This window comes from Pseudoalteromonas sp. NCIMB 1079 (assembly GCF_040567695.1).
Taxonomy (GTDB): domain Bacteria; phylum Pseudomonadota; class Gammaproteobacteria; order Enterobacterales; family Alteromonadaceae; genus Pseudoalteromonas; species Pseudoalteromonas distincta.
Genome location: NZ_JBEWZA010000001.1, coordinates 2,076,660 through 2,097,576, shown reverse-complemented (window position 1 = coordinate 2,097,576; position 20,917 = coordinate 2,076,660). Strand labels below are relative to the sequence as shown.

The window sequence follows — 20,917 nt, the reverse complement described above, 5'->3', positions numbered from 1 at the left end:
ACTATGAATGCTGTTGTTATAGGCGTTATTTTAATGCTCGGGCTATCTCTGGCTCGCGTTAACGTCATTGTTGCAATGATCATAAGTGCGTTAGTTGCAGGTCTTACTGCAGGCTTGGGCATAAAAGAAAGTGTTGATGCGTTTAATTCTGGCCTTTCAGCTGGAGCTGAAATTGCACTAAGTTATGCTATGCTCGGCGCGTTTGCCGTTGCTATTTCAAAGTCGGGTTTAACACGCATTCTCGCTGATAAGCTACTTGCTAAAGTAAATGCAAAAGGCAGCGGTAATGAAACATTTTTAAGTTACTTCATTTTATTAATTATTTTAGGTTGTGCAATTTCTTCGCAAAACTTAGTCCCTGTACACATAGCGTTTATTCCTATTTTAATTCCACCGTTACTCGTTGTTTTTAATCAGTTAAGATTAGACAGACGTGCTATAGCGTGTATTTTAACATTTGGATTAGCAACGTCTTACATGGTGCTGCCTTATGGTTTTGGGGGTATTTACTTATATTCTATTTTGCACAAAAACCTAGTTGATAACGGCCTAGACATTGTAAATACACAAGTCCCTATGGCGATGATAATTCCTGCATTAGGTATGTTTATTGGATTACTTATTGCGGTATTTATTACCTACAAAAAACGCCGCGAATACACCGAGCTCCCATTAACAACTGTTAGTAAATCGGCTGAGGTAGAAAACCCTAAAAAAGTAATGATTGTCGGGCTTTTTGCAGTACTTGCCTCACTTGTCGCACAAAACCTAAGTGGCTCAATGATTTTAGGTGGCTTAGTAGGTGTAATGATATTTAGTGTTTTTGGTATAGTTAAGTGGGAAGAAAACGGCGACGTATTTAGTAAAGGCGTTGCGATGATGGCCATGATTGGCTTTATTATGATATCGGCACAAGGTTTTGCATCGGTTATGCAAGCCACTGGCGATGTAGCAAGCTTAGTTCACAGCGCAGCCGCCCTTTTTGATGGTAATAAACCTTTGGCCGCCGGTGTTATTTTGTTAGTCGGGTTATTAATTACAATGGGAATTGGCAGTTCGTTTTCAACAGTGCCTATTATTGCAACTTTGTTTGTGCCTTTATGCTTAGACCTTGGGTTTTCTGTTATGGCTACTGCTGCGCTTGTTGGTACTGCGGGCGCTCTAGGTGATGCAGGCTCTCCTGCTTCAGATTCAACGCTTGGCCCAACATCGGGTTTAAATGCCGATGGCCAGCACGACCATATTAAAGACTCTGTTATTCCAACGTTTATTCACTTTAACATTCCGCTGCTGATATTTGGCTGGATTGCAGCAATGGTACTTTAAAAAGTATTTATGTAAGTTTAATAAATGTAATTAAAAGCTAAATATAACCAAAAAGGTATGTTAAAAGCATACCTTTTTAGTATCCAAATCCAACAACTCTCACCCCTATCAATCCCCCCCAGTCTGATTACTTTCTTTTAGTTAATACTAACTCTGTTGTTGAGGTTATACTTTATTAATATTCAGTATGATGTGTTCTTTTGGTCGAATTATATAAGCACCAATTAAGGTGCTTATATAATTTTACTTTAGCGCGTATTCAAAGCTTTAAGTTAATCAAAACCATAAATCATTTTGTCGCATACTACCGGAGTCGGTCTGTGGTTATCATCAACTGCAACAAACGTAAAGCTGCCACTAATGGCTGAATGCTTATCGTCTTTGTGCATGGTTTCTAATAATATATCTACGTCAACTTTTAAGCTGGTGTTACCTACATGCACTACTTTAGCTATTAACTCTGCAAAAGTACCTGCTGGTATGGCTTCTTTAAAATCGACTCTATCAGAAGATATAGTTACCAAAGGCTTACGGCAAAAACGAGTCGCTGCTATAAATGCCACTTCATCCATCCACGCCAGTGCATCACCACCAAATAAAGTATTGTGATGATTAGTACGCCCTGGAAACACGGTTTTAGTTACCGATGTGGTTGAGTCTTCAATACGCTGAGCAATTATTGCATCGCGATTTACGTCAGTCATAATCTCTACTTTTTGTTTGCTAATGTATCTTGCATAAGTAATGCAGGATCAAGGCGTTCGCCTTTCCAGTTAAAACGCCAATCTAGGTGAGGACCCGTTACACGTCCAGTTGCACCAATTTCAGCCACTTTGTTACCTTGCTCAATTTTATCACCCACTTTTACATCAAGCTTACTTAAGTGAATGTAAGTTGAGGTAATACCATGGCCATGATCAATAATTAATGTACCGCCTGAGTAATATAAATCAGGTTCAGCAAATACCACGGTACCACTAATAGGCGCGTAAACAGGAGAGCCTGTTTTATTAGCGATGTCTAAGCCAAAGTGCGGACGACGAGGCTCGCCATTAAAATAGCGCTGACTACCATAAACACCCGATATGCGCCCTTCTGCAGGCTTTAAAACAGGATCTAAAAAGTACAATAAATCAGAGTCTACTTCTCTGGCTTTTCGCACAGCAACTGCTTCGCGGCTTATACGCGCACTAACTTCTTTTGGTGGAGATACATATTTTTTAGCTACGCCGGTAATTTTATCAATTTTATATTCGCGCTTAGTGATAGCTATTGGCTGTGAATGCGATTTACCATTGTTATCTACCCATTTTAAAGTATGAGTAGTTTCAGCGTCACGACCAAAACCAAATACAAAGTCACCATTTTGCGAAAGTTTTAAGCTTTTGCCATCTAAGCTTACTAATTTAGCGTTTTCTAGCTTTCCTGTAACTAAACCGCCTTGTGTTAAATGTCCTTTTAACTCAAGCGCCATAGCACTAAAGGTAGCAGAGGCAACAAGCGCTGTTGCTAAAAGTGTTTTAAACATAACTAATCGATCCTTTTCCAACACCTTCATAAGCCGTTACTTTCACTGCTTTTTCTGGGTATTGGGCTTTAATTTGGCCAGCTACATGTTCAGCAATACATTCTACAGTGGTATCTACTGGCAAAATGTCGCAACGAGACTCGCTTATAGCCATTTCAAAATAGCCTTGTGCCGATGTATAAGCAAAACATACATCACCCGCTTTGGCTGTTATGTGTTTTAAATCAGCTGCGTTAATTTGATCTTCACTGGTGGCTAAGTAAATATCTTCCCACTTTTGAGACCATTCTTTTTGCAAGCGCGGCATAGAGATACCATCTAGGCTAATACCAATTTGAGAACGATGCCCATGAATAATACGCTGGCAATTACCGTCATGCTTTTTAAGGCCATGGCTGTAATGATAGTAAAAACTTTGGCTGTGTTCAGGCTTAAGAGACAGCTCAATTTTTTCAATGTTATCTGGTAGCTTCGGTAAAATAGTCGCAATTAAAAATTCGGTAACCGATTCAACAGTTACTTCGTCTGCGTTAATCATGCAATAAGCTTGATGAGGAGCGCTCATAGCTAAGTGATTATTTTCACCAAATGTACAGTCGAGTGTTTTATGCTCGTCAAATTCAGATACAGTGCCATTAAGCCCTGTAGGAATTGCTAAACGGTGATCAATACACTCATCTATAATGCCTTTAATTTGCTTTTTAACTAAACCAAAGTCTAAAACCATAGACTCTTCGTTAAGTTTACCGTGCAAAGTTAAATCAACAATCCAGCTCTCGCCAACGGCGCCGCGTTTGTTACATAAGTAAGAAAAATCAATCACAGTTAGTGAGTTAACAAAAAGGATCATAAACTTCCTTTAGACTGGTTATAAGACAGCGTTAATTATAATGATTTCTGATTGTAATTGCGCGGTTTTATAGTGCAAAAACCAATCGCGTTGATTGATTGATGATTTAATATGCAATATTTTGATTTTTTAACTGCTCCGAGTTGTTTAGCGTACAAGTGTACGCTAAAGTACTTGGCAATTTCTAAGCGAAGATAAGTGTTATGGAACCTAAAAATAGCTATACAAAAGAAGAGTTGATCCTGTGTGGTCAAGGTGAAATGTTTGGTGAAGGTAACTGCCGTTTACCAAGTGACAACATGTTAATGATGGATCGCATTACCTCTATTACTGCTGATGGCGGTATTCATGGGAAAGGCGAAATTGTTGCTGAGCTTGATATTGACCCTAGCCTTTGGTTTTTCGATTGTCATTTTAAAGGCGACCCAGTAATGCCAGGTTGTTTAGGCTTAGATGCTATGTGGCAACTAGTTGGTTTTTACTTAGGTTGGTCTGGTGGCCCAGGTCTTGGCCGTGCGCTAGGTGTGGGTGAAGTTAAATTTACTGGCCAAATTTTACCAACTAATAAAAAAGTAACTTACCGCCTTGTAATGAAACGCGTAATTAAACGTAAATTGTTCATGGGCGTTGCAGATGGCACTGTAGAAGTAGATGGCCGAGTAATTTACGAAGCAAAAGATTTAAAAGTGGGCTTGTTCCAAGACACTAGCGCGTTTTAATTTTTAAATGCGCACAAAAAGGCCTCCAACGTGGAGGCCTATTTGCTTAAATTCGATTATTGATTTTAGGTTTTGTACATGTTGCGGTTTTCAATCGCTTCACGCCAACCTCCTAACCACTCTGATTTGGGATCTACTTGTTGATAAGGGCATAGCTCTTTTGAGCGACCTGCTAAACCTGCTTTAAAACCTTGAGAATGAGCTCTTTCTAAACGATCTCTTTTCTGTCTCTTCATCGGTAATATCCTCACCTTTTTATTTATATATTGTGTAGCATTAGTGAAATCTACATTTAATGAATAGTTAATAAAAATGTAAAATTCAAATCGTAAAAGCAATTAAATTGTTTGACTTTAACTAAGCTGCTGATGCAAAAATGAATTAACATTTAAAAAAGTAAGTGGTCATACAACATTTAATTTGACCGGTTTTATGCTAAATAAAATGCGACTAAATAATCGCTAAAAAGCACTTATGTGCTTTATTTGTGACCGACTAATATTGACTAAGTTCCAAACAAAAATGTAATCGTGACACTTTTATTTCATTAATCTTAAATTAGTAGCCCGCCCCTAACTTGAAGTATTTTTAAACAATTTAAATTTATGCTTGATTATTGAAAGTCGATCGGTCTAATATACGTACATGAACAAAAATACATCAACACCAATACGCCGTGGTCGCCCACCTAAAATAGCCAGAGAGAACGCCGATACCAAAGCGTTACTTATTCGCACGGGCCTAGAAACCTTAACTGAATTTGGCTTTAGCGCCACTGGGCTCGATACTATTTTAAAAAAAGCGGCTGTACCTAAAGGCTCTTTTTATCATTACTTTAAAAGTAAAGAAGCCTACGGCATTGCCCTAGTTGATGCATACAACAGTTACTTTATTGCAAAGCTTACCCATTACCTACAGCAAGAAGATGTTCCCCCACTTGAGCGAATCGTTAATTTTACCCAAAGCGCAATTAAAGGGATGAAAAAATACGATTACAAACGTGGCTGTTTAGTCGGTAACTTAAATCAAGAGCTTAACCATTTAAGTGATGAGTTTAAAACCAGATTAATGCAAAGCTACACCGCTTGGCAAAACCAGGTAGAGGTTTGTTTAAACCAAGCTAAGCAACAAGGCACTATTGCAAGCCATGTAAATACAAAATTGATGAGTGAGTACTTTTGGATTGGCTGGGAAGGTGCGGTTATGCGCGCCAAGCTCACAAAATCAAATACTCCACTTACTTTATATACAGAAATGTTTTTACGCGCATTATTAACCTAATGCGTTTTTATTTACCAATTAAAAGACGATCGGTCTAAAAGGATATCCCATGAGTAACCCAATTAAAGCCATTGTTATTAATAAAGAAGATAATAACTACAGCGCCTCATTATCGACTATCGAAAGCAGTGATTTACCAAACGAAAACGTGTCTATCGACGTGCTATACAGCACAATTAACTATAAAGATGGTTTAGCAATTACGGGGAAAGGCCCCGTTGTACGCAGTTTTCCTATGGTGCCAGGTATCGATTTAGTGGGTACGGTTACAAATTCCACCAGCGATGAATTTAAAAATGGCGATAACGTAATATTAAATGGCTTTGGTGTAGGCGAAAAACATTGGGGCGGGCTTGCTCAAAAAGCAGCACTTAATAGCGATTGGTTAATCCCCTTGCCTACAGGTATTTCACCAAAACAAGCAATGCAAATAGGTACAGCCGGTTATACCGCTATGCTAAGTGTTATAGCACTTGAAAAACAAGGTATTACGCCTGAATCTGGCGAAATACTGGTAACAGGTGCCAATGGTGGCGTAGGCAGCTTTGCTATTTATTTATTAAACCAGCTTGGCTACAACGTAACAGCAGCTACGGGTCGATTAGATCAAAGTGAATATTTAAAAGAGTTAGGTGCTAAACAGGTAATTGACAGAAACGAGCTTTCAAATCCTGGTAAGCCTTTGCAAAAAGAGCGCTTTGCAGCGGCAATAGATTCAGTAGGTAGCCATACACTTGCCAATATTTGTGCATCATTAAAATATGGTGGTGTAGTAACCGCCTGCGGACTTGCCCAAGGCATGGATTTACCTGCCTCAGTTGCCCCATTTATATTACGTGGTGTGTCACTAATAGGCATTGATAGCGTAATGCGCCCTAAAGCCGACAGAATTGAAGCGTGGGATCGTTTAGCTAAATTAGTAAGCGCCGATTATTTAGATAAAATTTCGACTGAAATTTCACTAGAACACGCCATTGATAACGCAGAGCTACTTATGCAAGGCAAAATTCGCGGTCGGGTTGTAGTTAATTGTCAAAGTTAAGCTATTTACACTGTTAAAGCCTCGTTATTAAATTTATAATGCAACTTGTATTTTAATAACGAGGCAACACCTATGAGCAACCAAGAACTTTTCAGTAATAATCCACTGCAAGGCGTTAAATTAGAACAAGTGGTTGAAGAGCTGGTTGAACAATACGGGTGGGAGCTCCTACACGCTTATTTACAACTTAACTGCTTTAAAAACAATCCTGATATAAAGTCAGCGGTTAAATTTTTACGTAAAACACAATGGGCACAAGAAAAAGTAGATAACTTTTACCTTTATCGCCTAAAAAACTTACCTAGACCTGATGATGTGCAATACGAATTACCGCCACGTGATCGCGTGATCCCAGCTGATCATAAACCTGGTGAGCCATGTGAGTTAAGTTTTAGTGATGCAAAACGTATTATGGAAAAAAAAGCATCAAAGCAACGTGCTCGCGATCGTAAACAACGCTCTAATTCTAGTAACCCTTGGGGTAACTAAACACGCTAATTTAATTTTGTAGAGCTATTTTAAATGGCTCTACAACTCTCTTTTAGTAATTTTTATTACATCCACACCATATAGCTAACAAATAGAAATCAATACCCTCGGTTTTTCCAAAAATCTGTTTCAGTACGCTCTGCCTCTAATGCCACCTTAAAAGTTTTATCAGCAATAATTTTCCCATTTAGCTCAATAGTCATACGCCAATCACCCAATTTATTCTCTATTGGCAACCAAAGCGTGTCGCCTAAATAAAAGTTCCAATCACTGTTTTTAACGTATACATCGCCTTCAAAGGGGTCCATTACATCACCTTCACTGTCTGGAATATCTGGATGGTATATACAATAGTGAAGCTTTTCGCCTTTACCCTTTTTAATATTTACGATTAAGCCAAACTCAACATCTACCTCAGCTATTACATTTGTTGTAAATTGCTCTATTTGTGGCAATGCTTTACTTTCGCTGTCCCACTTAGAGTAAATACCGTGACTTTGTAACGTCACTTCAGGTTTTGTTTTAGCCATTAAGGTAACCTTTTATATTAGCTATTTTTGCATTAGTTTAACTTTTTGAAATTTTAAAATAAAACACAATCCAATAAAGTTAAATCTCAACTTAGCTTTAATACTTCGCCTATTTACATCATTGCTAATTTGTCATCATTGTTTACACACTATTTGCACAATTGTTGATTATTGTTTGAGTAACTTAATTGATCAGGTATGCAGCAATGAAACTACACGCAGTTAATATTAAAAACTCAAATCGGGTAAATGCTATAAAGCTAAGCACCTTGGCTCTAGTTGTTTCATCGTTAGTTGCTTGTGGAGGTGGAGAAGGCATAGTTGATACCTCAACAACTACAGATTCATCACCAACCACCTCAGATAACGGTACAGGTACGAGTAGCTCAACCCAAGGCATGCTTTGTGAATATAGCTACAGTGAATATAACGAGTCAGAATCAGTACAAGCCACCAGCGCTGCAGATTGGTCATGCACAGGAACTACACGCGACTTAGTCGCTAATGGCATACCTGATCACGAAGTAGGTACATTCCCTAATGCCGATAACCCAAATACTATTTCTGAACAATCAATAAATGAAAGCTACACACTTGAGCCTGTAGAAACAACACAAGCAACCATGCTTGGGGGGCCTCGTGGAATGATAGGCGTTGTACTTAACGGCATTAAAATAGACGCCGGCACAGGCGGAAGTTGCGATGATTCAGGCATCGATTGTGATTTAGGCGACAACAGCGGTAATTGGAATATAGAAGCTTTAAGCCAAGACACGTTTAGTTTTGGAACAGACGACAACAATGCACACGTACAACCCGATGGCACATATCATTATCATGGTATGCCTGAAGGCTTTGTAGCACTGCGAGGTGGTAATAGCTCAACTATGACTCTAATAGGATGGGCAGCAGACGGCTTTCCTATTTATGCACGTTACGGCTATTCAGACTCAAATGATGCAACTTCAGCGCTAACCGTAATGACCGGTAGCTACCAACACATAACATCTGTAAGCGCAAACCGCCCTTCTACCGATATATACCCATTAGGTACATTTGCACAAGATTGGGAATACGTAGCAGGCTCTGGTGATTTAGATGAATGTAATGGCCGCATTGGCGTAACACCTGAGTTTCCTGATGGGATATACCACTACTACGCAACAGACACTTATCCGTTTTTTCAACGCTGCGTTAAAGGCGAAGTTTAATTAGGAGTAAGTTATGCCTTATATGAAAAATTATCTGTTAAGTGTGTCAACATTGGGCTTATTGAGCACATCAACATTAGCAAACGCGCATTTAATGGTTGCAGAGCACGGTACGCTGAATTTTGTTGATAATAACGTGTTTATTGTGCTTTCAATCCCTATGTCGGCTTTTAAGGGGGTTGATGAAAACAAGGATGGCAAAGTGTCAATAGTTGAGTTTAACGCTCATAAAAAGCTAATAACTAAGCGAGTTAAAAAGAACGTTTATTTAGCGGATCATCAGTATAAATTTACTATTGATGGACTTTTGCTAAACCCAGAAGCGTCGCATGAACATAAAAGCGACAATATAGACCAAGTAACCATTACTGGGCGCTACTCTTTGCCTAGTAAACTAACCAAAGTTAACTTTAACGTTAAGCTATTTAGTAACAATGAGCACAAGCAGCACTATCAAATTACAGCGACTAATAAAACGCAAAAGCTAACTCATCAATTTGAGCTATCACCAACGTCGCCCTTTAGTAAGGTGTTTAATAATTAGTAATACTTACCTAAATAATTAAGTGGCAAAGAGTACAAGTTAAACCAATTTGTGCTCTTTTTATCTTTGTCTTCTTATTTAACACTCTTTAGTGAAGGGTTCTTTCTATAAAGATACAAGCTTGGGATTTTTAGGAAAATAATGCTCTTGTTGCTGCTCACATAAACTAAACTCACGGGTGTTTTTATATGGCAACTTCATAAAGCCCGCAACACCCACGTCCGTAATATTTACCGCGTATTGCATTAGTTTATTTAGCAAACGTTTAAACTCAACCTCTTTGCTCGAATCGAGTAAGCGGTAGTAATGGTGAATCTTCATTCTGTCCGGCAGTGCTTCAAAAATAATACACCCCGTATGATGAATTTGGTTAAGCTCAAATACGCATTTAATAACTTTTTTAGGTAGCTGTAGTTGCTCATCAGGGTCTTTACCGTCTTCAAAGTATGAATGCGGGCGGGTTATGTCGTTTGCTTTCATGCTTACAACTTCGTATTCAAGCTCTGGTAGGCTATCAAACTTAAATGCACCGGTGCCATCTCGCTCTAACTGAATAGTTTTACGGGCATCAAACAAACAACACTTAAATAACCCTTTTTGATTAATCGCTTGGGCAAGCATTACCGTGTTATTAATCGCATCACTAAAAGCATCACCCAATGATTCGTCATGCATAATTAAAGATGATTCAACAAACATCGACTCATCCTTCCAATGAAAACTAAGCCCACCTACTACAGGGTACTTAGCTAATCGGCTTATTGATGCTAAAAATGCTTTTTCGGTATCGCCTGTATCAAACAAAAACTCTTTATAATAGCGGTCAAGTTGCGCGTCGTTTATATCTAGTAATTGCTGGTTATGATCGGCTTGGCGTAAAAACTGTTTTCGTGAACTATATACCACCGTGTCGGGCTGCTCGTCATTGCCATACCAAAAAGGGATATCTGCTTTTCTTTGTTTTTTATCAAGCTCAGGTAAATACATTTTGGCCATAGTTGTAATGTTACGCATAAAGTAATCACCAGCACCATCACGTATGGCCTTACTTTTTGACAGCATGCCATCAATCACCTTAGCCAGCTCTTTTGGGAGCCCTAAGCTGCTTGCAGGGATGGCTTGCGCACCAAAGCGGCACGACTGCGCCGACGCTAGCGCATACAACGTAGCGGCTACACCTTGTTCGTCAAATCGTGGGGATGATTGCTCTCCCGACATTTGCGCTTCACCAATAAAGTACACATCGCCCATACGGGCATTCGTTGTGCTTAAATCGCCCGACATTAAATCCATAAAGTTACTGGCAACAGGGTTACCATCACTATCGAGCTGTGCATACACAGAGCTGCCCCAATCCACTAACGAAAGCGCATTAGTGTTTGCATCCCAAACAAGGTTTGAAGGTTTTATATCGCCATGCACTATAGGTTGTGGGTTAACGCCGTTTTTGTGACTACGTAAGTCAATTAATACATTACGTAACCTAACAGCTAACGCCATTATTTGCGCGGCACTAAAGCGCCCTGTTTTAAGCGATACTTTTTCAAGGTCCTCTCCAATGGCGCGAGCCATCATTAAAATCCCTTGTTTTTTAATTCGCTCAAATGCATAAAAGGTAGGCACTAAGGGGTTATTAATTTGCGAAAGCATATACGCTTCGTCTTCTAGGCGGTCACGTACACTTTGGGCAAGTGTAATACGCGAAAACTTAAATACCCAAGGTAAGCCGTTATCGTCATCACCTGCAAACACAAAACCAAAAGCACCTGAACCAATCATTTCAACGTTTTTGTAGCCCAGCAGTGTTAGCTGCTTAATACAAATATTAAGCCACTGTCGGTGTTTTTTAGCATCGCGGTGCGAAAGCAAATAAACAGATTGCTCTTCGTTGATATAAAAATTGCGGATTTCTTTGGCTTTCAATACAGGTACTCAAATTTATAAAACTAAACAATTATTAGTTTTATGTAATGAAATTACAATAGGTTAAATAAGAGTTTTGAAATCGTGGAATAAAACAACGCTTAAATAGCGCCATAGTAGTAAATTTAAGTGTAAATGTTAAAGCTCAAAGTAAGCTTTTCACAATGCACTGTATATAAATACAGTGCATTACTTTTTGCTAACTTTTAATAACACGAAGCTGCTTAATTGATGACACAGCTATGTGCGTTTGATAATAATATTTATTAGTGGCTCTACCACGGCTCATAAAATCGATAGTTACTCGTTTAGCTTCGCCTGTTACTTCTATTGTTTTATCAATAAAAAAGGTGTCTGCTGGTTGTCCGTATTTACTTTGAAGCTCTGCTACCACATTAGGCTGTATTGATATCGTAATAGAACGCCTGTCGCGATAATCAGTTTCTGTATTTAAATACAACCAACTACCCTGAGCCCCCGCCGCTTTAATATGAAACTGGTAAGTGCCAGCAACACCCTTAGGTGCACTTTGCTCAGTTAAAGCAATAAGGTTCATATTTGCAGCCGTACTTTGGCTTATTTCAATTTTATGGGGAACAGAACTACATGCACTAAGCGTAAGCACACTCAGTAAGGCTAGATATTTCAAGACACAATTTCCTTGTTTCTTACATCAGTTCGAATAATTCAGTGATCTATTTTGAGACAAGAAAATCGTGTTGAGAACACAGCAAAAATTTCGTTATTGGGTTGTTCTATATCAAAAAATTTTAATGCAGTTAGCGATTTAATCTCTTAAATTGATTAACTATTATTGCGAATTGGTATTATGCATTATTAAAAATATGTAGCGTTAATGATACCACTATATGCAGCTGTGTTTCTATAATCAATCCAAGTAATTAGTTAGCGGATATTAAGGCGCATTGCGCTGAGAGGGATCTGTTTTAAAGCTTTTTAGCAAACTTTGTGGGTCAACCACCTCGGTATGCTCTTTAGCAGCCTGCGCCCACCATACTAGTTGGCCAAACGTGCGTGAGAAATAATTAAACCACGATGATTGACTCTCTCCTGCAACAAGTTTGCCATCCTCACTAAACACATCTTGCGCTTTTGGCACGTGGATCATAGCCGATACCGGCAAACAGCCAAGTTCAGATAAAAACGTGCGCATACTAATGGCCGCTCTTACACCACCCCACTGTCCTGCTGAGTAAGTAACTATTGCACTTGGTTTATACGAAAATAGTGAGCTACCAAAATGATTAAGTAAGTCAGCGAGAGCTGGACTCATGCTGTGATTGTACTCAGGGCTAATCATTATATATCCATCTGCGGCTTTAATTTTATCAGCTAATAGAGTGAGCTCTGTAGGTGCATTACTTTTAGCGTATGCAAAGTGTGGTTTAAATACGTTTTCGCTAGGAAAATCCAACGCATCAATTAGCTCAAACTCATGATCGCCAAAATGCTCTGTTAAGCATTCTATACAAGCCCTAGAAACCCTTAAGCCTAAGCGAGCTGGTTTTGGTGGAGTGCTATCGCGTACTGTGCCTAAAAATACTAAAAACTTCATATGTAATTCTCAACTTTTTTAAACGATAGCTAAACACTAACATTTTTTAGTTATTGTGTATTACACATACGCATTGTTTATTGATTCAAAGCATAATAATAATTAAATTTAAAACTGAAATTTAGCAACAACCGCGCCGTTAAACATATTTTATCGTGTGTTACTATTTGATCCTAAGATCGATTTAATCATGCAGCAAGAGTTTTACCCAGTAGGCTCTGAACTGCCTAAAAGTAAAACACACTGCTTCAAACTCAACCTTGAAAAAGTACGCCCTAGTATTGATAACTTAGCCCTACACCACCCCAAAATATATTTCGAAGTGCCTCGTCACCTACAAAGCGTTTTTCATCTTTATTAACTGCAATGCTATAGCTTGTATATGTGTATAGGGCTAACTGATTAAAAAGCCGATACGACAAGTTTGCAGTAAACTTAACGTTGTTTACTCCGTTGTGCCCATCACTAACATACCCCGCATTAAACCCCACGCCTGATTGAATATCTACTGATAGTAAATCGTTAATATAAAAATCTTTTTTTACTGCCAGCTCCAAAAATGTACCGCTGGCATCAAATGAATGATAAACACTACTTAATAACTGAATATCGTCCGCATAAAAATACGCAACGTCGAGGCTCAGCTCATTATCGTGAGCATCAATGCCATCTTCGCGAGCTTTAATATATTATAGCCTACATACATCTCTATCCGCTCAGATAAGTGAGCGGTATAAATAGCATTTAAATTAAGCTCTGAATAATCACTACTAATACCTTTGGCCGCCCAAGGGATCACCGCAAAGTTTTTATAGTTAACCTCAGTAGCAATTGATGCAATACCATTACCGGCAAAGTTATCTCGACCTTCGGTAACATATCGGCTCTCCCATAATGGGTGAATATGTAAATCAAACTCTTTATTTTTATAATTTACGTTATTATTAGTATGCTTAATATTTCCGCCTACGCCCACTTCAAGCTCTTGGTAGTGCTCTTGTGATTTTGCTTGTGCGTAAGCTGCATTTACTCCCGCTAGAGTCGAAATAACAAATACATATTTTAAATAGTGAGTCATTTATTAGTGAGGTGTTCCCTATTGCAAAAACAGGAAAGCTATAAGTAGAAAGTGTAAAAAAGTGCGGTAACGGGACAAACATAGATGCAAAGTCTTTAAACTCGCTTTTATACAACCCAAACGTAACCACTTTTAATAGTAGCCAACCGGTCGAGTAAAATAAAAAGCTCAAGCCAGTATCAACTATTAGCCAAATAAAAATCTCAAATGCAATGCTCATTAACTATGTCCATTAGTTTGGAATAGAAAAACTATACTAGCTATGTGTTTAAAATACAGCCGGATTAGTTAATTAAGGTGTAACAGTAAATTTCGTTAAACCTATTAACTGACCTGATTCGGTGACTACTTTTACCTGCCACTTACCAACAGAGTCGCTAGGAAAATTTACCTTGTGGGTCCATGCTCTGTAACCTAGCTCTCTTCCGCCATTTATATTTAACGTGATCCGATCAACTTCCTTTTTATTATGAAGCCACACATGAAATATTTTTTCATTTAAGCCTCTTGGTGCTTTAACAGCGGTCCAACTATATAAACCTTGATGATGCAGTGTATAAGAGTCTAACTGTTTAATACTCCCAACTGGCTTTTTATGCTGTAAATCAACTTCATGAGCTAACGTAATACCGGTTAATCGCAGCGCAGCAGGAGGCACATAACTTCTTAATTGCCACACAGCAGTGCTCAAAGCACATAAAATAAATACAAGAATAGGAAAACGCCACCAGCGTGCATTAGGCATTAAATTGTTTAAACTCGGAAGAGTAACCACTACAGCCGTTACAAGGGCTGCAGCTAAACTTTGGCTCGTGGTAAGGTTTAACAAAATAGGTAAGGTAACAAGTAAAACAACGAATAAAGCAAAGTTATGAAACACACTAAATAACGTACGGTTTTTAGCAAGCTTCTTATAATAAAAGGGGTCGATTACCGATATAACCGCACATACCACAATGAGGGAGGTAAAAAATGCTTGAGGATGGTCCCACTGCGTAACCGCTAAAAAAAATGGCAAAGCAAAAAATAGACTTTCTTGTTGCACCATTTGTAGAGCAAAACGCATTACATTAGGAGATACAGCCACACCAAATTTTTCTTCTACTTTGTCTCGTAGCCAATTATCAATAATTAGCCACAACCAACTAAAAAGTAAAAATATCGCAATAACTTGCGAAAAAGACTCTTTTCTATCTACAAGTGCAAAGCTGGCAACGCCCGACAAAAACGCCAATACAGCCAATAATCCAGGCCGCTTTTGCATCGCGCTTATAAATTTAGCGATTATATTTTTACAGTAATCCATGTATGAGTGTTTCCGTACGGGTACGTACTTTATTATTTTTATTCAGAGTATGATTAGTTTAACCAAGTTTAAATGAACAACAGATAGACGGATGGATTCAAACGCGCCATTTAACAGTACATCAAACTAACCATTTTTAATTAAATAAAAGCTCGGCATAGCGCGTCATTGGTACGTTTATTAATTTTTGTAACGTGTGAGCCTTAGCAAGTAATTCATCCTCACTAAGTACTGGCATTTTATTGTTAAAAGCAAAAACAATTTTATTGCCGCCTTCAATAATAAAACTAAAAATCTGTCCTGCAAATTCTTTATCAAGTAGTTGATCGAACGCTTCTCTTTGCCCAACTTTGGTATGGCAAATATTAAGTACTAAAACACCATCAAAAGTGAGCGCATTTTTACAATCACGTAAGTAGGATGATTGCACCTGATCTGATTCCATCTCTTCTGAGCTATATAAATCAGAAAAAATAACATCCGTTTTTATCTGCGTTTTTTTCATGTAGTTTGCCGCATCATCAATGTGAATAAACAAACGTTCTGACACAGGCAGTTCAAAATATTTTATAGCCATTTCAGCAACGGCTTTACGGTATTCAACGGTATGTATAGTTAGTGCAGGAAACGCATGATAAAGACTTTTTGCTATAGAGCCCGCCCCAAGTCCCATTATCATCGCGGTTTTTAAATTTGGTATAAAAAAAAGCGCAGCCATCATAGCTTGCGTATAAGCTAAGCTTAACCCGTTAATATTATTTAACTTAATACAGCTTTGATAAATTTTTCCGTCAAAGCTGAGAATTAGATTCTTTTTTGTTTGATATACATAAACAGGGCCATGCTCATCAATAGTTGATGCAATACAAGTGCCTTTGATATCCACGAGTACTCAATAGGTGAAGTGATAAAAAACGAGTATAACTTAGTTAACGTACTACCATTGCTACTAATATGACTAATAACGCTTTTATTAATTTACAAGCATTTATATACGTACTCAAAAAAGTCGGTTTATCATTTAGGCTAGATGAGCTGAAGTATATGCTTTTATAGCTAATTAAAACGTTTCCAGTGATGACTCTTAGTACAAGCAACGACTTAACCTACTAAAAATTTGGCTAATGTACTGTTATAGCAATAAAAAACCCCTTTGAATATTCCTCATGTTCAACATGAATAAAGTACACGCCAGCACCAAAGAAGTCTAAACGGCTAAACATCCATACCTTATTTTTATCGATTTGTGCCTTTTTTTCGCCAATTACTACGTAATCGAATCTAACAATAATGATTAATGAATATGACTCATGTTTTATGTGAAATTAAACCGTTTTTCTTCATATCCCAATCAACGTATAAATTACTCATCCCTTAGCGCTAAACACTATTGCTAACAACTTAAAGCTGCTGAATACCTAAACCAGCTAAGCCAGCTTAGTAAGTTGTGTTGTAAGGCTAGTAAAGCGCAAAGCATCAATCAGGTTTAAATTATAAAATTGGATATAAACACGATGAAAAAAGATTTTACATTTAATATAAAGAGCGTTTCACTCGACGAAAATTATCATCCATCAACTAATACGCGTATCACAACCAACTTTGCTAATTTAGCCAGAGGTGAATACCGCAAAGCAAACTTGCGTAACGCCTTAAACATGATTAACAACCGTTTTAATGCCCTAGCCCATTGGGATAACACCAAAGGTGAGCGTTATGCTGTTGAGCTTGAAATTATCTCTGTTGAAATAGGTATTGAAGATGGCGGCGAAAGCTTCCCCTCTATCGAAATATTAAAAACAAATATTGTTGACCATAAAACTAATAAGCGCATTGAAGGCATTGTAGGAAACAACTTTTCATCGTATGTGCGCGACTACGATTTTAGCGTACTTCTACAAGAGCATAATAAAGGTAAGTCTCAATTTAGCATTCCAGATGACTTTGGGGTTTTACATGGCAAACTATTTCAGTCATTCGTAAATTCGGATACATACAAACAAAACTTTAAAAAACCACCGGTTATATGCCTAAGTGTGTCAGATAACAAAACCTACAACCGCACTGAAAACCAACACCCGGTACTTGGCGTTGAATACGAACCAAATGAATCGTCTTTAACTGAGCAATACTTCAAAAAAATGGGCTTGCAGGTACGTTACTTTATGCCGCCAAATAGTGCAGCGCCTTTAGCATTGTTTTTCTTTGGTGATTTACTTAATGATTACAGCAATCTTGAGCTTATAAGCACCATTAGTACGATGGAGACGTTTCAAAAAATCTACAGACCAGAGATTTATAATGCCAACGCAACAGCGGGTAAATCATATAAACCAAACTTAAAAAACTTGGACCACTCACTAACGCAAATTGTGTATGACCGAGAAGAGCGCGGCAAGTTAGCAAACGAGCAAGGCAAGTTTGCGCAAGAGCATTTTATCAAGCCGTACCAAAGAGTTCTTGAGCAATTCTCTACTAGCTATCTGTCATAACAACTAATAGTAACAAGCAGTAATAACGCGCTTAACGATACGTTTAATAATTAACTAAAATATACGGCATTATTTATTATGAAAAAATTACTACCTACATCTACCGCTGGCAGTTTACCTAAGCCTTTATGGCTTGCAGAGCCAGAAACACTTTGGTCACCTTGGAAATTACAAGGTGATGAATTAACCCAAGGAAAACACGACGCCCTACGCTTGTCATTATTCGACCAACAACAAGCAGGCATTGATATTGTTAGCGATGGTGAGCAAACAAGGCAGCATTTTGTAACTACATTTATAGAGCATCTAAATGGCGTTGACTTTGAAAAACGTAAAACAGTAAAAATTCGTGACCGATACGACGCAAGCGTACCCACTGTTGTTGGCCCTGTTAGCCGTCAAAAGCCTGTGTTTGTTGAAGACGCTAAATTTTTACGCAAGCAAACCAAGCAATCAATAAAATGGGCATTGCCAGGCCCAATGACAATGATTGACACGCTTTACGACGATCATTATAAAAGCCGCGAAAAACTAGCGTGGGAATTTGCCATAATTCTCAATCAAGAAGCAAAAGAATTAGAAGCCGCAGGCGTTGATATCATCCAATTTGATGAGCCCGCGTTTAACGTATTTTTTGATGAAGTGAACGACTGGGGAATCGCCTGTTTAGAGCGCGCAATTGAAGGGCTTAAATGCGAAACCGCAGTGCATATTTGCTATGGCTACGGCATTAAAGCAAATACAGATTGGAAAAAAACACTAGGATCTGAATGGCGACAGTACGAAGAAGCATTCCCTAAGCTTCAGCAATCTAATATCGATATTATCTCACTAGAGTGCCATAACTCGCATGTACCAATGGATTTACTAGAACTCATTCGCGGTAAAAAAGTAATGGTAGGCGCAATTGATGTAGCAAATCATACTATCGAAACGCCAGAAGAAGTAGCTAATACGCTACGTAAAGCACTGCAATTCGTAGATGCCGACAAACTCTACCCGTGTACAAACTGCGGCATGGCTCCACTGCCTCACCATATAGCCAGAGGTAAACTAAATGCCTTGAGCGCAGGGGCTGAAATTATAAGAAAAGAACTAGAAAAGTAGCTTTAAAATACAAATTGTAAACAATAACAACTGTCGCACCATGCCATAGTAAAATCCATAAACATGGTGCGTTAGCTAAAACCGACTAAAGAACAAAGTTTAGGTTAGTTATTTTATTTTTTTTTATTAAAAAGCTCTAATCTATTTTTTGAAAAATCGATAACTGCTTGGTATTTGGTAAAAAAGGGAGAGCCTAACAAGCCATGTACTCCCTTTTCACCACCCGCTACCTGAACATGGTCAAGATTAAGTGACACAAAGTCAGGACTTTCAAACAAGGCATTTCCAAACTCAATTGAATGAACTTCTATATCTCCCATAGCGTGATCCGAAGTGCCTAAGCCTGCTGCATTCTCAACATTTAGTGTCTCTTCAATGCCTAACTCACTTAGGCATCCCCTGTCTAAAACAGATGTTCCAGCGCCAGTATCTAAAATAAAACGTAACAATTTACCGTTAATTTTAGCTTCAACAATTTGGTGGCCTGTTTCTGATATTTCAAACTCAATTACAGTTTTGCCTTCAGATAAATTCATATACGTTCCTTGTTATAAAGTTTTTAAAATCTTACTTACTATTTTCAGCTTCCCACAATTAATAGCCAAATTTTACTAGTCGCCCACCTCAGCGCGTTTTGTTAGGTAACGTTTATCACCTGAGGCTCAATATTTGTTAAAACATGGATGATTTCATTTGTAGTCATTACTGAATAATGAAACAGCTTATTGTTGTTTAAACTGAAAGTATTCGTTTTAGTTTGAGCATACTCCAATAAGCTTGAATCAGAATACACGCCGATTACGCCCGAATCACGGTTTTGATGATAGTCATGAAAATGGCTACTTTCATCATAAGTTTCAAATAAAACGGTATTCGTAAACACAACCATAAACCTTACGGGATCATCGCCTTTTATATAAGTTTTAAGGTTCAGTGTTAGTAACCCATCAACATACGATAATTTGTCTAAGCTCCAGTCTTGGTAATTATTTGTGACTTCATCGATGGCAGTATTCATTTAATTACCTAACGAGCCTGTAGATTAACTCGTTTCTATTTGTTTTTATTGATAAGCAAACCATAGCTGAGTTCCTATTTTGGTTCAATTGATTACTGTCTTTTTACACAGAATATAGAAGTGTTTGATATTGTTTTAATTGGCGTTTTGGAAGGGATTAAGGGTGGTTGAGTGGCTTTTATTTAGAGTAAGAGGGCTTACCCTTCTTAATTCATCGTGTTTTGCAGCTTTTCTATATTATGAGCAAGGCAATACAGTTGCCACACAATAAAGTAAAGGCATTGACTTTCGCTTGCCCCCGTAAGGTCAGTTTATTCATGCCTTTGTTCACTGTAATATTCCGCTTTTTATTTAAAGGAAAGCCGGTTTAATACAGCCGAGTCGTTTGCCATTCTTTAATAAACAGATATCGTAGCCCGATTGTGCTGTCTATTTTTACTTTCATTTTGTCTACATAGCTCAGCTTTTTGCGTGATTCATTATTTATAATAGTGCACTCTTCATACTGTTTTTGTTGGCTTTTTTCCTAATGATTAGGATAGGTGTCATCCTAATCATTATTTTCCTCAAAGTGATGAGGAGGTGTCCACTAAAACGGGTCAGGAGCATTGTCCTTGTTTAACAGCTTGTTATAACTAATTACCACTTCTAAGCTGTTCTTTTAAGTTAAGGTTTTCATTTTTCAATATTTCAACTTGCTGCTTGTAAGATGCAACTTCACTTTTTAAACTAGAAACATCAGACTGTATCTCATCTAGTTTTTCTACAATTTCTATGGAACGTGCATTCCCCAAAAAGAGAACAATTAACGCTATTACGAATAACGTGCCACCAGTTAACTTTACTTTTGATTCCATCCACTACAGCTCCTTTGGTTATAACGCCCTAATAATGGGC

General features: G+C 38.1%; 24 protein-coding genes and 1 pseudogene. 9 read left to right on the top strand and 16 right to left on the bottom strand.

The features are described from left to right. Positions 1-3 precede the first annotated feature (3 nt). Positions 4-1,326 carry a Na+/H+ antiporter family protein gene (locus tag ABX891_RS09710; protein ID WP_354629377.1) on the top strand — a complete coding sequence of 441 codons (1,323 nt, stop codon included), beginning with the start codon at positions 4-6 and terminating at the stop codon, positions 1,324-1,326. A gap of 272 nt (positions 1,327-1,598) precedes the next feature. On the opposite strand, the gene ABX891_RS09705 is transcribed toward ABX891_RS09710, so the two are convergent. Genes ABX891_RS09705 through ABX891_RS09695 form a run of 3 tightly spaced genes read right to left on the bottom strand, consistent with a single transcriptional unit; the run spans position 1,599 to position 3,704 of the window. After that, positions 1,599-2,030: an acyl-CoA thioesterase gene (locus ABX891_RS09705; protein ID WP_002960891.1), complete on the bottom strand. Its 432-nt coding sequence runs from the start codon at positions 2,028-2,030 to the stop codon at positions 1,599-1,601. A gap of 5 nt (positions 2,031-2,035) precedes the next feature. Beyond that, the gene (locus ABX891_RS09700) at positions 2,036-2,854 is read right to left on the bottom strand and encodes a M23 family metallopeptidase (RefSeq protein WP_354629376.1); all 819 of its coding nucleotides are present in this window, start codon (positions 2,852-2,854) and stop codon (positions 2,036-2,038) included. Beyond that, positions 2,847-3,704, bottom strand: a complete 858-nt coding sequence (locus tag ABX891_RS09695) for a 6-carboxytetrahydropterin synthase (RefSeq protein ID WP_024595367.1) — start codon at positions 3,702-3,704, stop codon at positions 2,847-2,849. The genes ABX891_RS09700 and ABX891_RS09695 overlap by 8 nt, the downstream gene beginning before the upstream one ends. Positions 3,705-3,907: 203 nt before the next feature. Here ABX891_RS09695 and fabA point away from each other — a divergent pair, with 203 nt between their 5' ends. Further along, the gene (fabA, locus tag ABX891_RS09690; RefSeq protein ID WP_002960896.1) at positions 3,908-4,423 is read left to right on the top strand and encodes a bifunctional 3-hydroxydecanoyl-ACP dehydratase/trans-2-decenoyl-ACP isomerase; all 516 of its coding nucleotides are present in this window, start codon (positions 3,908-3,910) and stop codon (positions 4,421-4,423) included. Between the two features lie 65 nt (positions 4,424-4,488). Here fabA and rmf read toward each other — a convergent pair whose 3' ends face one another. Next, on the bottom strand, positions 4,489-4,659 hold the full coding sequence (gene rmf, locus ABX891_RS09685) for a ribosome modulation factor (RefSeq protein WP_002960897.1): 171 nt from the start codon (positions 4,657-4,659) through the stop codon (positions 4,489-4,491). A 409-nt stretch (positions 4,660-5,068) separates the two neighbouring features. Here rmf and acuR point away from each other — a divergent pair, with 409 nt between their 5' ends. The 3 genes from acuR to ABX891_RS09670 all read left to right on the top strand — a co-directional run bounded on the left by acuR (position 5,069) and on the right by ABX891_RS09670 (position 7,235). Continuing rightward, the gene (gene acuR, locus ABX891_RS09680) at positions 5,069-5,704 is read left to right on the top strand and encodes an acrylate utilization transcriptional regulator AcuR (RefSeq protein ID WP_354629375.1); all 636 of its coding nucleotides are present in this window, start codon (positions 5,069-5,071) and stop codon (positions 5,702-5,704) included. Positions 5,705-5,753: 49 nt separating this feature from the next. Further along, positions 5,754-6,746: an acrylyl-CoA reductase (NADPH) gene (acuI, locus tag ABX891_RS09675; protein WP_354629374.1), complete on the top strand. Its 993-nt coding sequence runs from the start codon at positions 5,754-5,756 to the stop codon at positions 6,744-6,746. Between the two features lie 72 nt (positions 6,747-6,818). Then, complete coding sequence (locus ABX891_RS09670; protein WP_002960902.1) at positions 6,819-7,235, top strand: VF530 family protein; 417 nt, start codon at positions 6,819-6,821, stop codon at positions 7,233-7,235. Between the two features lie 98 nt (positions 7,236-7,333). Here the strand turns inward: ABX891_RS09670 and ABX891_RS09665 are convergent, their stop codons facing one another. Beyond that, positions 7,334-7,765, bottom strand: a complete 432-nt coding sequence (locus tag ABX891_RS09665; protein WP_007377140.1) for a DUF3859 domain-containing protein — start codon at positions 7,763-7,765, stop codon at positions 7,334-7,336. 206 nt (positions 7,766-7,971) lie between these two features. On the opposite strand from ABX891_RS09665, the gene ABX891_RS09660 reads away from it, so the two are divergent. Both ABX891_RS09660 and ABX891_RS09655 read left to right on the top strand, forming a co-directional pair. Continuing rightward, a complete protein-coding gene (locus ABX891_RS09660) occupies positions 7,972-8,976 on the top strand; it encodes a YHYH protein (protein WP_354629373.1) in 1,005 nt (334 codons plus the stop codon). Positions 8,977-8,989: 13 nt separating this feature from the next. Further along, positions 8,990-9,520, top strand: coding sequence for a hypothetical protein (locus ABX891_RS09655; protein ID WP_354629372.1), 531 nt, complete (start codon positions 8,990-8,992; stop codon positions 9,518-9,520). A 105-nt stretch (positions 9,521-9,625) separates the two neighbouring features. Here the strand turns inward: ABX891_RS09655 and ABX891_RS09650 are convergent, their stop codons facing one another. The 7 genes from ABX891_RS09650 to ABX891_RS09620 form a co-directional block, all read right to left on the bottom strand. Then, complete coding sequence (locus tag ABX891_RS09650) at positions 9,626-11,443, bottom strand: protein kinase domain-containing protein (protein WP_354629371.1); 1,818 nt, start codon at positions 11,441-11,443, stop codon at positions 9,626-9,628. Between the two features lie 199 nt (positions 11,444-11,642). Continuing rightward, positions 11,643-12,092 carry a hypothetical protein gene (locus ABX891_RS09645; protein ID WP_002960909.1) on the bottom strand — a complete coding sequence of 150 codons (450 nt, stop codon included), beginning with the start codon at positions 12,090-12,092 and terminating at the stop codon, positions 11,643-11,645. Positions 12,093-12,359: 267 nt separating this feature from the next. Next, a complete protein-coding gene (locus ABX891_RS09640) occupies positions 12,360-13,019 on the bottom strand; it encodes an NADPH-dependent FMN reductase (protein ID WP_165743825.1) in 660 nt (219 codons plus the stop codon). Between the two features lie 275 nt (positions 13,020-13,294). Further along, positions 13,295-13,576 carry a hypothetical protein gene (locus tag ABX891_RS09635; RefSeq protein WP_354629370.1) on the bottom strand — a complete coding sequence of 94 codons (282 nt, stop codon included), beginning with the start codon at positions 13,574-13,576 and terminating at the stop codon, positions 13,295-13,297. 83 nt (positions 13,577-13,659) lie between these two features. Continuing rightward, positions 13,660-14,097, bottom strand: a complete 438-nt coding sequence (locus ABX891_RS09630; protein WP_241764455.1) for a hypothetical protein — start codon at positions 14,095-14,097, stop codon at positions 13,660-13,662. Positions 14,098-14,389: 292 nt separating this feature from the next. Beyond that, a complete protein-coding gene (locus ABX891_RS09625) occupies positions 14,390-15,403 on the bottom strand; it encodes a DUF5924 family protein (protein ID WP_024604408.1) in 1,014 nt (337 codons plus the stop codon). Positions 15,404-15,539: 136 nt separating this feature from the next. Then, positions 15,540-16,289, bottom strand: coding sequence for a spermidine synthase (locus ABX891_RS09620; RefSeq protein WP_024604409.1), 750 nt, complete (start codon positions 16,287-16,289; stop codon positions 15,540-15,542). A 628-nt stretch (positions 16,290-16,917) separates the two neighbouring features. Between ABX891_RS09620 and ABX891_RS09615 the strand changes: the two genes are divergently transcribed. Together ABX891_RS09615 and ABX891_RS09610 are read left to right on the top strand one after the other, a co-directional pair. Then, positions 16,918-17,895: a DUF1852 domain-containing protein gene (locus ABX891_RS09615; protein ID WP_024604410.1), complete on the top strand. Its 978-nt coding sequence runs from the start codon at positions 16,918-16,920 to the stop codon at positions 17,893-17,895. A gap of 78 nt (positions 17,896-17,973) precedes the next feature. Then, complete coding sequence (locus ABX891_RS09610) at positions 17,974-19,002, top strand: methionine synthase (RefSeq protein ID WP_024604411.1); 1,029 nt, start codon at positions 17,974-17,976, stop codon at positions 19,000-19,002. 113 nt (positions 19,003-19,115) lie between these two features. On the opposite strand, the gene ABX891_RS09605 is transcribed toward ABX891_RS09610, so the two are convergent. The 4 genes and pseudogenes from ABX891_RS09605 to ABX891_RS09595 form a co-directional block, all read right to left on the bottom strand. Next, on the bottom strand, positions 19,116-19,538 hold the full coding sequence (locus ABX891_RS09605; RefSeq protein ID WP_024604412.1) for a retropepsin-like aspartic protease: 423 nt from the start codon (positions 19,536-19,538) through the stop codon (positions 19,116-19,118). A gap of 101 nt (positions 19,539-19,639) precedes the next feature. Next, on the bottom strand, positions 19,640-20,020 hold the full coding sequence (locus tag ABX891_RS09600) for a hypothetical protein (RefSeq protein WP_024593617.1): 381 nt from the start codon (positions 20,018-20,020) through the stop codon (positions 19,640-19,642). Between the two features lie 206 nt (positions 20,021-20,226). After that, a pseudogene (locus tag ABX891_RS20570) lies at positions 20,227-20,510 on the bottom strand (transposase); the annotation flags it as partial. Positions 20,511-20,655: 145 nt separating this feature from the next. Continuing rightward, complete coding sequence (locus tag ABX891_RS09595) at positions 20,656-20,877, bottom strand: hypothetical protein (protein WP_002961860.1); 222 nt, start codon at positions 20,875-20,877, stop codon at positions 20,656-20,658. Between the last annotated feature and the right edge of the window lie 40 nt (positions 20,878-20,917).

Bases quoted from the DNA above. Each gene is read 5' to 3' on its own strand.
- ABX891_RS09705 (WP_002960891.1), bottom strand. From the start codon at position 2,030: ATGACTGACGTAAATCGCGATGCAATAATTGCTCAGCGTATTGAAGAC.
- ABX891_RS09610 (WP_024604411.1), top strand. From the start codon at position 17,974: ATGAAAAAATTACTACCTACATCTACCGCTGGCAGTTTACCTAAGCCT.
- ABX891_RS09600 (WP_024593617.1), bottom strand. From the start codon at position 20,020: ATGAATACTGCCATCGATGAAGTCACAAATAATTACCAAGACTGGAGC.
- ABX891_RS09615 (WP_024604410.1), top strand. From the start codon at position 16,918: ATGAAAAAAGATTTTACATTTAATATAAAGAGCGTTTCACTCGACGAA.
- acuI (WP_354629374.1), top strand. From the start codon at position 5,754: ATGAGTAACCCAATTAAAGCCATTGTTATTAATAAAGAAGATAATAAC.
- ABX891_RS09630 (WP_241764455.1), bottom strand. From the start codon at position 14,097: ATGACTCACTATTTAAAATATGTATTTGTTATTTCGACTCTAGCGGGA.
- ABX891_RS09665 (WP_007377140.1), bottom strand. From the start codon at position 7,765: ATGGCTAAAACAAAACCTGAAGTGACGTTACAAAGTCACGGTATTTAC.
- ABX891_RS09700 (WP_354629376.1), bottom strand. From the start codon at position 2,854: ATGTTTAAAACACTTTTAGCAACAGCGCTTGTTGCCTCTGCTACCTTT.
- ABX891_RS09595 (WP_002961860.1), bottom strand. From the start codon at position 20,877: ATGGAATCAAAAGTAAAGTTAACTGGTGGCACGTTATTCGTAATAGCG.
- ABX891_RS09625 (WP_024604408.1), bottom strand. From the start codon at position 15,403: ATGGATTACTGTAAAAATATAATCGCTAAATTTATAAGCGCGATGCAA.
- ABX891_RS09710 (WP_354629377.1), top strand. From the start codon at position 4: ATGAATGCTGTTGTTATAGGCGTTATTTTAATGCTCGGGCTATCTCTG.
- fabA (WP_002960896.1), top strand. From the start codon at position 3,908: ATGGAACCTAAAAATAGCTATACAAAAGAAGAGTTGATCCTGTGTGGT.
- ABX891_RS09640 (WP_165743825.1), bottom strand. From the start codon at position 13,019: ATGAAGTTTTTAGTATTTTTAGGCACAGTACGCGATAGCACTCCACCA.
- ABX891_RS09605 (WP_024604412.1), bottom strand. From the start codon at position 19,538: ATGAATTTATCTGAAGGCAAAACTGTAATTGAGTTTGAAATATCAGAA.
- rmf (WP_002960897.1), bottom strand. From the start codon at position 4,659: ATGAAGAGACAGAAAAGAGATCGTTTAGAAAGAGCTCATTCTCAAGGT.
- ABX891_RS09695 (WP_024595367.1), bottom strand. From the start codon at position 3,704: ATGATCCTTTTTGTTAACTCACTAACTGTGATTGATTTTTCTTACTTA.
- acuR (WP_354629375.1), top strand. From the start codon at position 5,069: ATGAACAAAAATACATCAACACCAATACGCCGTGGTCGCCCACCTAAA.
- ABX891_RS09670 (WP_002960902.1), top strand. From the start codon at position 6,819: ATGAGCAACCAAGAACTTTTCAGTAATAATCCACTGCAAGGCGTTAAA.
- ABX891_RS09655 (WP_354629372.1), top strand. From the start codon at position 8,990: ATGCCTTATATGAAAAATTATCTGTTAAGTGTGTCAACATTGGGCTTA.
- ABX891_RS09660 (WP_354629373.1), top strand. From the start codon at position 7,972: ATGAAACTACACGCAGTTAATATTAAAAACTCAAATCGGGTAAATGCT.